This window comes from Novosphingobium sp. CF614 (assembly GCF_900113255.1).
GTDB lineage: Bacteria > Pseudomonadota > Alphaproteobacteria > Sphingomonadales > Sphingomonadaceae > Novosphingobium.
Genome location: NZ_FOOR01000003.1, coordinates 256,896 through 271,269, shown reverse-complemented (window position 1 = coordinate 271,269; position 14,374 = coordinate 256,896). Strand labels below are relative to the sequence as shown.

At 62.7% G+C, this 14,374-nt stretch carries 8 protein-coding genes; 3 read left to right on the top strand and 5 right to left on the bottom strand.

The annotated features are described in order from the left end of the window. Window positions 1-38: 38 nt before the first annotated feature. From BM052_RS05980 to BM052_RS05960, 5 genes are all read right to left on the bottom strand, one after another. Window positions 39-1,568, bottom strand: coding sequence for an AAA family ATPase (locus BM052_RS05980; protein WP_177198351.1), 1,530 nt, complete (start codon window positions 1,566-1,568; stop codon window positions 39-41). Between the two features lie 55 nt (window positions 1,569-1,623). Next, window positions 1,624-4,443: a TonB-dependent siderophore receptor gene (locus BM052_RS05975; protein WP_177198350.1), complete on the bottom strand. Its 2,820-nt coding sequence runs from the start codon at window positions 4,441-4,443 to the stop codon at window positions 1,624-1,626. A gap of 227 nt (window positions 4,444-4,670) precedes the next feature. Continuing rightward, window positions 4,671-6,512, bottom strand: a complete 1,842-nt coding sequence (locus BM052_RS05970) for an ABC transporter ATP-binding protein/permease (RefSeq protein WP_091144385.1) — start codon at window positions 6,510-6,512, stop codon at window positions 4,671-4,673. A 102-nt stretch (window positions 6,513-6,614) separates the two neighbouring features. Then, window positions 6,615-9,197: a M16 family metallopeptidase gene (locus BM052_RS05965; RefSeq protein WP_177198349.1), complete on the bottom strand. Its 2,583-nt coding sequence runs from the start codon at window positions 9,195-9,197 to the stop codon at window positions 6,615-6,617. 35 nt (window positions 9,198-9,232) lie between these two features. After that, window positions 9,233-9,427, bottom strand: a complete 195-nt coding sequence (locus BM052_RS05960) for a hypothetical protein (RefSeq protein WP_091144382.1) — start codon at window positions 9,425-9,427, stop codon at window positions 9,233-9,235. A gap of 133 nt (window positions 9,428-9,560) precedes the next feature. Between BM052_RS05960 and BM052_RS05955 the strand changes: the two genes are divergently transcribed. The 3 genes from BM052_RS05955 (at window position 9,561) to BM052_RS05945 (ending at window position 14,351) form a co-directional block, all read left to right on the top strand. Further along, window positions 9,561-10,862, top strand: a complete 1,302-nt coding sequence (locus BM052_RS05955; RefSeq protein ID WP_255405988.1) for an MFS transporter — start codon at window positions 9,561-9,563, stop codon at window positions 10,860-10,862. Window positions 10,863-10,970: 108 nt separating this feature from the next. Continuing rightward, a complete protein-coding gene (locus tag BM052_RS05950; RefSeq protein ID WP_177198348.1) occupies window positions 10,971-13,466 on the top strand; it encodes a TonB-dependent receptor in 2,496 nt (831 codons plus the stop codon). Window positions 13,467-13,529: 63 nt separating this feature from the next. Further along, a complete protein-coding gene (locus BM052_RS05945) occupies window positions 13,530-14,351 on the top strand; it encodes a class I SAM-dependent methyltransferase (protein ID WP_091144377.1) in 822 nt (273 codons plus the stop codon). Window positions 14,352-14,374: the final 23 nt, after the last annotated feature.

The window sequence follows — 14,374 nt, the reverse complement described above, 5'->3', positions numbered from 1 at the left end:
GATATCGGCCCTGGCAAGGCGGGGGAAGGGCGGGCGGATCAATGGAAGAGCAGCCCGCCGCGCTGTCCAGCCGCAGCTTCGGCGAGTGCCTTCTGGCGACGCAGATCTTCCACCGCCATCGCGAAATAGGCATCGAGCGGCCGCTCAGCGCCGTCCGTGTGCCGATCATAGGCGACATAGCCGGCGACATCCCCCACCAGTCGCCTCAAGTCCGCGGGCGTGAAGCCCTCGGTCGCCGCGCCGACCGCATCCAGGTCGAAGGTGGAGAATATGTCCGGACCGCGCGCAATGTGGCCGCGCACCATCGCGGCGCGTGTCGCCGCATCCGGCAGCGCGGTTTCAAGCCAGACTTCGAGACGCCCCGACCGCAGCAGGGCCCGAGGCATGGCGGCAATGTTCATCGCCGTCATCATGACGCAGACACGGCCGGCCGATTCCGACTGTATGCCGTCCAGCTTGGTCAGGAGATAACGTCCGAACGCCTGCATGCGGGGATCGCCCAGGATCACGTCCGCATCGTCGACGAAGATCACGGAAGGGCTGTTGCAAGCGGCCTGCGAAAATACCTTGTCCACCTCGCGCACGAAATCGCTGCCCGCGTCATGGTTTATGTCGCCGTCGATCATGAAGAACTTGCCCTTCATCATATGGGCAAGCGCGCGGCCGATCGTCGTCTTTCCGGTGCCGGGGGCGCCATGGATCAGCACGCCGCGCTTGGCCTCCAGGCCCAGCTCGGCGGCGAGTTCCGGTTCGCGCAGCGGTAGCAGGATCGTGCGATCAAGCGTTTCGACGATCATGTCCATGTTCGCGAGCTGGTTCAGATCCACCGGCTCCACTTCGGCAAGCTCGACATTGCTGCGCAGCAACTCGCCGGCTATGACCGCGATCACATCCTCGGTCGTGAACCCGGCATGCCCCCGGACCGCCAGGAGATTGCAGACCGCCTGGATATGATGGGCCGAAAGCTTGCGCGAAAAGCGATAGACTCTTTCGAAATCCACGGCGGCGAGGGCATCGGGACCGAAACGTTCGATCAGGAAATGCGCGTAATCCTTTGCGCCCAGGTCTGGAAGGTGGATGGCGAGGGGACGATGCGTGACGACCAGCCTGTGGTGCGGGCGAAGGTCCTGCCTGTCCAGGCTGAGAACGATGCGTTTGTCGTGCGCATCCGCAAGGTCGTAGAGTGCCTTGAAAACGATGGCGAAAAGCCCCGCGCGGGGATGGAACGGCGCAAAGCTCGCGGCCTGGAAACTGTTGGCAAGGCCATCGACGAAGACGATATCGTCCTGTGCCAGTGCATCCCGCAGCACTTCATACACGGCCTGTTCGTATGTGGGGCGATGCGGGGCTGCCAATACCGCCGCTATCGTATCCATCGTCAGGAAGCGGCCACCCTTCGCGGCCTGCAGCGCGCGCATGATGGTGGTGTGGCCGAGCCCCCCGCGGCCCTCGATGGCGATCACGGGCACGCCCGTGATCGCCTCGCGCATGCGATCGAACGTGACCTGCTGTGTGGGCGACAGGCGCGGAAGCGCATCCCTGCGATCGGCCGCATGCAGATAGGTCATGAACATTCCCCGCTGCAGGCGTGCTGGGGCTTCCCACAACGGCATCGGCGGCGGTTCACCATTTCGCCCGCACCGTCAGCGTGACGTTGCGCGGTTCGCCGTACCAGTTGGAGGTCGCGGTCGTCGTGGCCGGTCCGATCGTCTGGTAATAGGTCTTGTCGAGGATGTTATCGATATTGAGCGCCAGCGACCAGTTTTCGGAAATGCCGTAGTCGATGCGCCCCGAGACGATGGCGAAACCGGGCTGCGTGTAACGGATGAGGCTCAGCGGCACCGCGCAGGCGCTATACCCGGTGTCGTCGGGCGGCAGAAGCTGGGTGCAGGTGCTGCCGTTGCGATACACGCTGGATTGCGCCTGAACGCCCAGGCCCAGCGTCAGGCTCTTCCACAAGCGCCCTTCGCCGAGCCGATAGCTCGTCCAGAACTTGAAAAGATGCTTGGGCTGTTCGCTGACAAGCGGCGAGCCGGCGGCTTTGTAAAGGGTCGTCGCAAGATCTTTCCCGCGATAGTAGTTGTCATTGTAGGTATAGCCCAGCGAGACCTGCCAATTCGCGAGCACCTCGCCCGCGATCTCCACGTCGACGCCCTTGCTGATGAAACTTGCGTCCGCCCCGCCGACGTAGCAACATGACACGCCTTCGCCGATTAGGCCGAAGAAGTACTGATTGCCCTTGTTGTCCACCTGAACATTGGGATTGATGGTGCCATCCGGATTGACGAGGTAAGAGTTGGGATCGGGAATAGCGATGCCGTTCTTTTCGATGTAATATACTGAAACAGATGCATTCAGCTTCTTGTTGGGGGATTGCCATTTCGTCCCAACTTCATAGTTCCCACCTGTGATTGGCGGCAGGGAATTGAGATCGCGATCGACATAATAGGATTGATTCTGATAAATGTCGGTATAGCCGGCGTACACGGTAAGGTTGGACGTGAGGTCGTAGAGCAAGGATGCCGAAGGCGGCCACGCGAAGTTTTCATTCTTCAGCCGCTCGAAGTTGGAGTCCGAAACGTCGCCGATCGCCAGCCCGTCGCAGAAGAAGTCGTAGGGGTCGGTGCAGTAGCTTTCGGCCAGCTTGCGGCTCAGGAACCGGCTGTAGCGCCAGCCGACGTTCAGGTGCACCCGATCCAGCGGCGTCAGCATCAGGTTCACATAAGCACCTATCGTGACCTGCCGGCGTTCCGGATAGGCGTAACTGAGAAGCGTGCTTGGCGGCTCGATGTAACGCGGATCCGAGGGATCGAAGTTGAACACGTCGATTGGCGGCGCGCTGCCATCCGGCGAGCCGATGTAGTAGGAGGGCCCGCCGAGATAGGGCGTGTAGGGCTGATCGAAGGTTCCCGCGATGAGCGCGGTGTGCTCCCGCTTGAAGGATCCGTCCGCATCCATATAGTTGGCGCCGACCAGGACGCGCTGGTCCTGCCCGAACAGCCTGAACTTGCCCCCGAAAGTGAACTCGGCGGACGTCTGCTCGGTGCCGTCTTCGAGTTGGTAGGCGCTCATGGTCACACCATCGAGCGTGTAAGGATTGATGAGGCCATATGCCTGGCCGAGCTTCTGCGCGCTGCGCTGGCTGACATGGGTGACGTTCAGCTTGGCGTCCCAGTCTTCGCCGATCTTCTGTTCGATCGAGCCGAACAGTTCGGTGGTCCGCAGGTCAAACCGGTTCCAGGGGAAGACGAAGGCGGTATCGCGCGGCAGCCGGGCATCGGTGCCGTCGGCGTAGCGCGGCAGGCCGCCCACCCAGGGCCGGCCGTTCTGGCGGGTATAGCTGATGCCGGCGGTGATGAGTGTCGTGTCGGTCGCGTCCAGCTCGGCGATGCCGTAGAGCATCAGGCGATTGTCGTGTGCCAGGCGGTAGAAATAGTCGTTGTCCTGATAGGACATGACCGCGCGCCCGCGCAGGGCGCCGTCGAGCGCGAGGGGGGCGGTGGCGTCGGCCACCACCCGATATTTCTGCCAAGACCCCAGCTGGCCTTCGAACACGAACTGCGGGTGATCCAGCGGCTTCTTGCGGGTCAGGTTGATCGTGCCGGAAGGGTCGCCGTAGAGGTTGAACGTTCCTGCCGCGCCGCGCAGCAGTTCGACATGATCGTACTGCGCCATGTCGATCTGCGGATAGTAGCCGAAGGCGTCTTGCCGTCCGTTGAGCGGCGCGCCGCCGTCGATCTGGATGCTGGTGATCTGGAAACCGCGAGAGTAGAACAGGGTTTCGTTGCTGGTCTGCCCCTGGACGAGGGTCACGCCGGTCGATCGGGAGAGCGCCTCGGTCAGATCGGTGATGGCCTGCTCTTCGATGGCCTGCGCCGTCAGCACGCTCAGGCTTTGCGGCACGTCCTTCAGCGGAACGGGCGTCTTCGACCCAACGGTCAGCGCGTTCGAGGTGAAGCTGCCCGTACCTTCCGTCGCGGTGACATCGCGCGAACCGTTGATCCCGTTGACCAGCGTCGCGCCGGCCAGGCCGCTCCCTTCCACGCCCTGCACCATGACGGGACCAAGGACACGCCCGCCGTCTTCCGCGCTGACCGGCTCGGAAAGCGTCACCGTCGTCGCGTCGTTGAAACGGTAGACCAGGCCGGTGCCCGCGAGCAGCCGTGCAAGGGCCTGCTCGGCGGTCATGTGCCCCGTCACGCCGGGTGACTGGCGCTGCTCGACAATATTGGCGGGATAGAGCAGCTGGATGCGGGACTGTTCGGCGAAGCGCCGCAAGGCATCGCCGAGCGTGCCCGCTGGAATCTCGAAGCTCCGCTCTGCTTCGGTCTGTGCGGCCGCCGTCGCAGGCAAGGCCATCGGTGCGGCAAGCATGGCCAATGCAAGGGCGATGCGCGACCCGCAATGCCGGTTGATCAAAGCACGTCCTATCGGTCCGATCATCTTTACCCCCTTATCGCTCGTCGCGACACGTGGCCCCACGCCACGCGTCGCTGCGCGGATCGCCCTCAGTTGCCTCTGCCCCCGTTCGCGAAGTGTCGGTCCTCCGAAGCGGGCCGGCCATGCCGGTCTTGCCATCGCGCCGTCATCTTGAGAGGGAAACTGTGCGAGCGCGCGTGACCCGCAATCCTTTTTATCGCTGGTCGCCATGCCGGCTTCCGCTCAGCGCCTCATGCTTCGCTTTCCGCGCGGCTCGGCCGATTCGACAGGCGCCGCTGCCCCCAGCCGTCGGGTTCCTTCGCCGTCCCCGGGGCGATCCGCGCCAACTCCTGTGGGCCGGGCGCCGCGATCGAAACCGAGGATGCGTCGACCACTCTCCAGCTGCCGTCGTTAAAGAGTTGCAGCGCGCGGCCATGAAACCGCAGGATCGTTTCGCGGTGGCCGACGCTTACAAAGGTGCAGCCACTGTCCGCCAGCGCCTGATACACCGTTGCCTCCGTCTTCAGGTCCATCGCGCTTGTCGCTTCGTCGAGGAAGACGAAGGCCGGGCGGGAAATCAGCAGGCGGGCAAAGCTGATGCGTTGCTGTTCGCCCAGCGAAAGGATCTTGGACCAGTCCTTTTCCGCGTCCAGACCGCCCTGCTTGGCAAGGAGATCGGGCAGGCAGACCTGCTCCAGCACGGCCTGGATACGCTCTTCCTCCATGTCGGCGTCGCCATGGGGATAGAGTAGCTGGTCGCGCAGCGTGCCCAGCATCATATAGGGTTTCTGCGGGACGAACATGGTAACCGCCTCGGACGGCATGGTCATGCGTCCAGATCCCCGATCCCAGAGCCCGGCCATGGCGCGCAGAAGCGAACTCTTGCCGACTCCGGTCTGTCCGACGATCATCAGGGACTCCCCTCCCTCGACGCTGACCGAAAGGTCGCGCACCAGGCATCGTTCCCCGCCCGGTGTCAGGAAGCTCACCCGGTCCAGTTCCACATGATCGCCGCGCGCGATCACGATGCGCCCGTCCTTCCGGCGACCACCGGTGATCGTTTCATGACGCTCGACTATCTGCGAGAGGCGCACCACGCTGGGCGCCAAGGTCGTGAGGAACGGGAGATAGGTGTTCAGCTGGGTTATGGAGCCCATCAATCCGCTGGCCGCCGCCGTCGCCAGCGCGATGGTTCCATAGCTGATCTTCCCTTCGAAATAGAGCGGATAGACGAAGAACAGCGGCGCCAGCATCCAGGCATAAGTCAATATCTGCGCGCCGAGCGAGGTCAACGCCTGGTAGTAGATCACTCTCATCTGGGCATTCTTGTGCCGGCCCAGGCGTTCGCCCACCTGCCGCGTTTCCATTCGCTCACCGCGAAAGAAGGCAATCGTTTCGGCGTGGTCCCTCACGCGCAACAGACCGTAGCGCAGATCCGCCTTGGTCGCGACCAGGGTGAAATTCATCCGGATAAGTGGAATGTATAGCGCGGTCTGAACGATGATAGTCCCAAACGAATATAGAAAAACGAAAACCGTCATGCTCGAACTGACCTGGTTAATCAGAACGGCGTTTGTTATCACTCCCAATATAGTCCCAAGGATCCTGGTCGGAATTGATAGCAATGCTTCGACAAAGGGCATGACATTATCCTGGATTCGTTCGTCAGGATTGTCTACGTCGTCATTTACGGCGATGTTGTAGTAAGTGCGATCGGCAAGATAATGCTCGACCATCCACTGGGTCATCCAGCGATACCAGTGCACCTTCATGATGTCGGTCAGCAGGCCGATACTGGCGGCGTACAGCCATTGTCCGATCCCCAGAGCGAACATGAGCCAAAAGATCGCGAGGAAAGCCGGTTTGTCATGTGTCACCAAGGCATCGGTGCTTTCGGCGCTCTTGCGCGCGATCCAAATGCTGTAGTAGGCGAGCGCCGGGTTCATGGAGATTCCGAACATCAGGAGCACCCATGATTTCCAATGCTCCCGCCTCCACCAATACGGCTTGGCGAGGCGCCAGATGCGCCGCATCAGCCGGCCGTCCAGCCGGACGTCCTTGGGATCGATAGTAATGGTCTTGGCGTCCGCCATCGTATTGCCTAGCCCTTCGCGCCTGGTCCGAAGACCAAACGGCTGGCCTGCCGCCCACCCGCAACCGGCACGGCGATCCTCCCAGACCGACCCAAGCGGAACCTAACCCAGCGCGAGTGCGCGCGTGGCTGCCGCCGGTTCACCGACCACCAGGATCAAGCGCTGGGGATCGAGCCATTGCCGCGCGACCCGGTGTACGTGCTCAAGCGTGACCGCCGCGATCCGTTCGGGCATGAGGCCGATGGCGGACAGGGGCCGGCCGGTCGACGCGTAACCGACCATGGCATCGAGCACCGCCGCGTTTTCCGCCCAGATCGACGGCAGGCTACGCAGCACTTGCGCTTTCGCGTCGGCCAGTTCGGCCGCGGTGATCGGCAGTCCGGCGCGGGTTTCTTCCATCACGCGCATCAATTCCTCCAGCGCGGCCTCCGTCGCATCCGCCTGGACGCTGAAGCCGAGGCGCAACCACCGGCCAGAACGCGTTTCCGACAGGAACGAGCTGACGGAATAGGTCCAGCCCTTTTCCTCGCGCAGGCGGCGAAAGAGCCTGCCGCTGGTGTCGCCGCCCAGGATGGTCGTGACGAAATAAAGCGCGGCATCGTCCTGCGATGAAGCGCCGATCGGCAGTGCGGCGGCGACAATGGCCTGCTCCACGTCGTCGATGCGCAGGCGGTGGCGGCCCGCGGTAAAGGGAATAGGCGTCGAACACGGCGCGGCGGCGGGGCCGGCCGGCCGCCAATCCCCCGCGATGCGCTCGACCGCCGATGCGAGTACTTCGATGTCGAAGTCTCCCACCGCGAACAACGTCGCCTTGTCGGGCCGCATCGCGGCGGCGTGCCAGCCGCGTATGTCGTCGAGCGTCAGGGCGGCAAGGGAATCGGGCGTGATGCGGTTGGCATAGGGATGACCGGGGCCGAACAGGCGGTCGCCAAGCTCGCGTTCGACGATAGCTGCCGGTCGGTGCTGGGCGGAACGAAGCGCCGCGGTTTCGGCAATCACTGTACGGTCGAAATCGGCCTTCGGGAAGGTGGGCCGCCGAACCATGTCGAACATCAGTTCCAGTCCCGGAACCCAGTTGTCGGCCAGGACCGAAAGATTGACGGCTACGACGTCCGTCGAGACGCTGGTCCCCATCGACGCACCCAGATCGTAGCTGTCGGCGGTGATTTGATCGCGCGTGCGGTTGCGCGTCTCCCGATCGAGCAGATTGAGCGCGAGCGTGGCGACGCCGCCTTTGCCGACCGGCTCCGACGCCCGTCCGCCGTCCACGACGAGGCTCATCTTGACCGACATTTCAGAAGGACGGCGCGCATGGACGATCGTGAGGCCATTGGCGAGGCGCCGTTCCTCGATGGCGGGAAAGGTCGGCATGACGGGTGGGGGAACGGAGGGGCGCGGAACCGGCGGGCGCGATTCTCCTGAGACGCCCCGGAAGGGGGTTATCTCCAGCGACAGGCTGGGGCCGCTCAGCCAGCGCCGCGCGGTATCGAGCACTTGCGCGGCGGTCGCTTCCTCCACCGTGCGACATGCCTCAAGCGCCGCGTCCGGCCGGCCGTGCAAGGTGTGCCCCATCGACAGGCAATCCGCGCGCGCGCCCAGGCCCTGCAATGCGCTGGCCGAGCCGAGCGCCAGGACCCGCCGCGCCCGTGCGAGTTCCGCCTCGTCCACTCCGTCCTGCAGGAAGGCATCGAGTTCCTCGGCGATCGCCTGTTCGATCCTGCCGATCGGAGCGTCCGGCTTTGCCTGGATGGCGATCGAGAATTCGCCGCTCAACGCCTGCGAGAGCTGGCGCACATTGACATCCGTCACAAGCGCATCACGCTCGACCAGGCGACGCCGCAGGCGCGACGTGGCATCGCCCGACAGCATCTGCGCCGCAAGCTGCAGAAGCGGACCATCGCGGCCCGCATCCGCCGACGTCAGCCAGGTCTGGCGAAGGCCGGCGATCGGCGCGCGCGTCTGATAGGCAGCGCGGCTGGCCTGGGGCGAAACCGGGATCGCCGTCAGCACCCGCCTGACCGGACTGCCGGCGGCGATCCCGCCGAAAGCGCGTTCGGCGGCGGCGCGCCCCTCTTCCGGAGCGATGTCTCCGACCAGCGACAGCACGGCATTGCCCGGGCCATACCAGCTTCGATACCAACTCTCCACGGTGTCGAGCGAGACCCGCTCGAGATCTTCCATGGCTCCCGTAACCGGATGTCCATAGGGATGCGCATCGCCGTAGAGCGCCCGCAATTCGCTTTCCTGCAACAGGCCCAGCGGCCCACTTTCGCGCTGCATTTTCTCGTTCTTGACGACCATCACCTCACGATCGAGCGAGGCCTGATCGATGGCGGGCAAAAGGCGGCCCATGCGATCCGCCTCCATCCACAACACCAGATCGAGGGCACTGACGCTCACCGTCTGGTAGTAATTGGTCCTGTCGCGGGAGGTCGAGCCATTGACGTCGATTCCGCCCAGTTCGTTGAGCAGGAAGTGCCAATCCTCGCGCCGGTTTTCCGAAGCATTGAAGAAGAGATGCTCGAACAGATGAGCGAAGCCCGTGCGTCCCGAAGGTTCGTCCTTCGAGCCCACGCCGTACCATAAATTCGTCGCGACGATCGGTGCCCGCCTGTCCTGCTGTACGATAACGGTAAGCCCATTTTCGAGAACAAAGCTTTCATGGTCCAGCCGGGGCGGTTGCACGGCCGTTCGCGGCGACCTGGAGCTGGATTGGCAGATCATGGATAAAACTTCTCGCCTGGTTGCTTTGCCGTTAAACGTTCACAGGCGGTATCGCCCGCAACGCGATGCGCCTGCGCGGGCAGATAACCGGGAATATCCAGCCGCAAGACTCTCGCCATGATCGAGGGATCGATGGCGCGCGCGGCAACCCATTTGCTGGCGAGCGCGCGATCCAGCCTTGCGCGTTTCATTATTGCACTGGATACGGTGTCTTGCGTGCGGAAAGCGATTGCTGGCGCATCGACATAATATACTTGCGACCGTCGTGGCGGTCATGCGCAAGTGGGCACCGGTGTTGGCCGGGCCGCGAGGAGAGGACCGATCTTGAACACTGCGCTGAAAGTCACGGAGGAATGGAAAAGGGGCTGGTCCATAGTCCTGACGGCGGCCGCCGGCCTGTCCTTCCTGTCGGTGGTGATGTCGGGTTTCGGCACATTCATCGGTCCGCTCGGCACGGAATTCGGCTGGAGCCGGGCCACGTTGACGATGGGCATGGCGATCGCGGGAGTTGTCGTACTGCTGCTGTCGCCCTTTGCCGGCATGCTGGTCGATCGCTACGGCCCGCGGCGGCTGGCGCTGCCGGGCGTGATTATCATGTCCCTGGCCACGGCGGCCTTCAGCCTGGCCAACGGTTCGATATTGTTGTGGGCGTGCCTGTGGACCTTCTACGCCCTTGCGCATGTCTCGATGATGATGAGCATCTGGACGGGAGCCGTGGCGCGCGCGTTCGATGCGGGGCGTGGGCTGGCACTGGGGATGACGCTGGTGGGATCCGGTGTCGCGCAGACGGTGATCCCGTCTCTGTCCACCTGGCTGATCGACGGCTTCGGCTGGCGCCAGGCCTACCTCATTCTCGGTTTCGGCTGGGGCGGCGTAACCTTGCTGCTGTGCTGGCTGTTCCTGGACGACGCCCGCGGCCCTTCGGCGCGCAAAGCGAAGGCGGCGCGTGACGCCGTTGTGCTCGATGGCCTGTCGATCGCGCAGGCGTGGCGCAACCCCGCGCTTTGGCGCATCGCGATATCGACATTGCTGCTGATGCTGCTGACGATGGCCCTGGCCGTGCACCAGATTCCGATCATGATCGATGCCGGCCTCAGCCGCGAGTTCGCCGCTTTGCTGGCGGGACTCAGCGGCATCGCCGGAATGGCTGGCAACGTGGTGACGGGCGCGCTGATGGATCGCTATCGTGCCAACTGGGTGGGCGGCATCACGCTGGGGATCACGGCGCTGGCGTTCGCGCTGCTGCTCGATGGCGTGCGCACGCCGCTGCTGATCTTCATCGCGATGATGATTAGCGGCTATTCGGCCGGGACCAAGCTGCAGATCTGCGGCTACCTGACTTCGCGCTTCGGGGGGCTTCGGAACTACGGCGCCATTTTCGGTTTCATGGGCAGTCTGATTGCCATCGGAGGAGCGCTGGGCCCGTTTCTTGCCGGCCTGATTTACGATTGGACGGGCGGCTACGACACCTTCGTCATTGTCGGCATGATCGGCTGCTTCATCGCCGGAGTCCTGATTCTGACACTGCCGCGCTATCCCCAATGGCAGGCGGGGTCCTCGGTGCATCCGGAGCAGAACCGGGCGATGAAGCGGGGGCAAACGGTGCTGTCGGAAGAGAGCGCCTGACGCGCGGGCGGGCATCGACGCGCCGTTGAGCGGGGCACGATCGCTGCCGCCGAGAATATCATTGCAACTACTATTATTTCCTTGCCCTTTGGACCGACTCGCGCAACATTGTGCGGCGACTACCCGGTAACGGTTGCCATAAAGAGCGCCTGCGGGGAGTTTTTTGGGGAGGAAAAACTTATGAATCGCCGCTACTATCGTTTGGCTCTTTTCGCTACCGCGTCGCTTCAGTTCATCGCGGGAGGGCAGGCGTTCGCGCAATCGACGGAGGGCACCGTTTCCGATGAGCAGCCCATCATCGTCACCGCCCGCCGCATCGAAGAGCGCTTGCAGGACGTGCCGATTTCGATCTCCGTGGTCGACCAGGACCGCCTGACCAAGTCGAACATCGCGTCCAGCGAGGATCTCGCCAAAGTCGTTCCCGGTCTTTCCGTGGATTCCCGCTACTCCTCCGAACAATCCAGCTTCGCGATTCGCGGCTTCTCTCAGCAGCTGCGCACCTCGGCAGCCGTCGGCACTTACTTCGGCGAAGTCGTGGCGCCGCGCGGCAGCGGGCTTTCGCTGCAGGGCGGCGACGGTGCCGGTCCGGGCAGCCTGTTCGATTTGCAGAACGTGCAGGTGCTGAAAGGTCCGCAAGGCACGCTGTTTGGACGCAACACCACGGGCGGCGCCGTCATCCTGACGCCGCGCAAGCCGACCGATCGCTTCGAAGGCTATCTCGAAGGGTCTTACGGCAATTACGAGATGTTCCGCGTTCAAGGCGTGTTGAACGCACCACTGGCGTCCTGGGCCCGCGTTCGTCTCGGCGTCGATCGCCAGACCCGCGACGGCTATGTCCACAACGTCTCGGGCATCGGCCCGAAGCGATTCTATGATACGGACTACGTCGCCGTGCGCGGCAGCCTCGTCCTCGATCTCAGCCCGGAACTCGAAAACTATACGATCGTCTCGTATATGCATTCGGACACCAATGGCTCGGTCCCCCAGCTTTTTCGCGCCAATCCGAGTGCCGGGTTCGGCTTTTTCGCGGTTCCGCAAGTCAATCGCCTCAATGCCAGCGACGAGCGGTGGCAGATCGAACAGAAGCTTATCAACCCCCGCGCGATGACCAAGCAATTCCAGGTTATCAATACCACGACATGGATTGCGACCGATAACCTCACGGTCAAGAACATCACCTCCTATTCGACGTTCATCCAGGATCTGCGGCAGGACATCTTTGGAACAAATTTCCTGATACCGGCCCTGAAATCCTATATTTCGACGGCTTTCTCCTTCAATCCGGATGGTTACCACACCAGCGACCAGAAGAACTTTACGGAAGAGTTGCAATTCCAGGGGCGTGCGGAGAGGCTCAACTATCAGTTCGGCCTTTACTTTGAGCACAGCACTCCCGGCGGGCTCACTGCCTCCGAGAGCCCGTCGATCGGTGCGGTTTGCCTCATCAGCGGTTTCACCACCCTCGCGAACTCGCGTTGCATGAGCGGCCCGGCAAGCCCTAACAAGGGCTCGATCGAGTTCATCAACATGGCGGCTTATGGTCAGGCTACTTATGAACTGACCGACCAGCTGAAGCTGACCGGCGGCATTCGCTATACTTATGACCGATCGAAAGGGATGGCCCAGGGCTTCGACTATTCGTATCGCCCTGCCACGCCCTTCACGTTCGTAGCTCCGACACCCAACGCCACGCCGACGAACCCGGAGGCATGCTCCACGGGGTATCCCATCGCCACCAATTGCGTGTTCACCGGACGGACGTCGGACAAGAAGCCAACCTGGACCCTCACGCTGCAATACAGCCCGATCGGCGATATGATGACATACGCCACCTATTCGCGCGGCTACAAGCAGGGCGGCGTCACGCCATTCGCTCTTGCTGGCGTTCCCTTCTACCGTCCGGAGAAGCTCGACAACTTCGAAGTCGGCGCGAAGCTGAGCTTCAGGGGCACGGTATCGGGCAATCTCAACTTCGCCGGCTTCTATTCGAAATTGACCGATCAGCAAATTCTCTTGGGCCTGACGGACAATCAGGGGCTTTTGCCAAGCGGCACCTCGGTCATCAATGCCGGCAAGTCACGCATGTATGGTGTCGATTTCGATGGGCAGTTGCGTTTCGGCAGTCTGTTCCGCGTGGACGCTGCGGCAACTTACCTGAACACCAAGATTCAAGCCCTCGATCTTCCCGATTTCACTACTTACCCATTTTCGGAGTATGAGGTCAGGCAGGCCCCGGCGGTCGGCGGCCCCCTGGAACTCGCCCCCAAATGGAGCGCGAACGTCGGCGGGACTTTCACCGTTCCGACATCCGAGGATCTCGGCAAGATCGAGTTGGCGGCCTTCTACCGCTATACTTCCGCATATCTGACGGGCGGCCCGACCGGCAGGTCCACGCCGATCAAGCAGCTCGACCTCAATTTGGATTGGCGCAACATTGGCGGCCAACCCGTGGATCTGGCATTGTTCGCTACTAACGTGACGAATCAATTCACGCGAACTTATGTTCAAGGACTGTTCAACAGCTTCGGTTTCGACACGGGCTATCTTGGTCAGCCGCGCATGTACGGCGCACGGATCAGGGTCCGGTTCGGCGAAGGGGAATAGGCGATCATCATGCGGGCCGGGTTCGGCTGTATCTTGGGGACGTGAACTAAACGGAGAGTTTGAATGTCATCTAGCGCAGATAGCCTGTCGGAAGTTCACCACACCGCGTTCATGGCGGCCGCTCTCCGGGCGGGTCACTTCCTCCAGGGAGCCGAACCCAAGATTTTCCGCGACCAGTTCGCGGGGCGGCTGCTCGAGATGAGTGAAGGGGAGATCGAGGCTTTCTACGCGAAAGTTCCGCCCCAGCTCGCATCGACATGCGTGTTGCGCAGCCGCTTCACGGAAGACCGCCTTGCCCAGGCACGTCAACGGTTGCATCAGTATGTCGTGCTGGGAGCGGGGCTCGATTCCTACGGGCTGCGAATGGATGACCAGCTGGGTTCGATGATCGTTTACGAAGTCGACGATCCTCCATTTCAGGCGTGGAAACGGCGGCGGATCGAGACGTTGGGTCTGGAGACGCCGCATCACGTGCGCTACGTGCCGTGCGATTTCGAACGCATGTCGCTTGAAAGCGCGCTGGCTGACGCCGGTTTCGCGGCTGACGAGCCGTGCTTCATCTCCTGGCTCGGCGTGACGCAATATCTGACGCGCGATGCGATCCGTCAGACACTGCGCTGGGCGAGCGAGCGGCCCTCGGGATCGGAGATCGTCGTCACGATCGTGGAGCCGGGTGCCAAGGAAGACGGGGCCGATGCCCGGCGAGGCATAGTGCCCTTCACCTCCTACATCTCGGTTGAAGAAATGACCGATATGCTGTCCGAGCTGGGGTTCAGCCAGGTCGAACCCCTGACCCTTGGCGCTGCCCGGGAAAAGTACTTCAGCGGCAGGGCCGACGGGCTGACCGTCCCGCCCTTCCAGCGCACGGTAGCCGCAATTCTCTGAACGGCCCCTGATCGGGTGAATAG

Excerpts from the sequence above, each read along its gene's own strand:
- BM052_RS05980 (WP_177198351.1), bottom strand. The coding sequence starts at position 1,568 with ATGACCTATCTGCATGCGGCCGATCGCAGGGATGCGCTTCCGCGCCTG.
- BM052_RS05975 (WP_177198350.1), bottom strand. The coding sequence starts at position 4,443 with ATGATCGGACCGATAGGACGTGCTTTGATCAACCGGCATTGCGGGTCG.
- BM052_RS05970 (WP_091144385.1), bottom strand. The coding sequence starts at position 6,512 with ATGGCGGACGCCAAGACCATTACTATCGATCCCAAGGACGTCCGGCTG.
- BM052_RS05960 (WP_091144382.1), bottom strand. The coding sequence starts at position 9,427 with ATGAAACGCGCAAGGCTGGATCGCGCGCTCGCCAGCAAATGGGTTGCC.
- BM052_RS05945 (WP_091144377.1), top strand. The coding sequence starts at position 13,530 with ATGTCATCTAGCGCAGATAGCCTGTCGGAAGTTCACCACACCGCGTTC.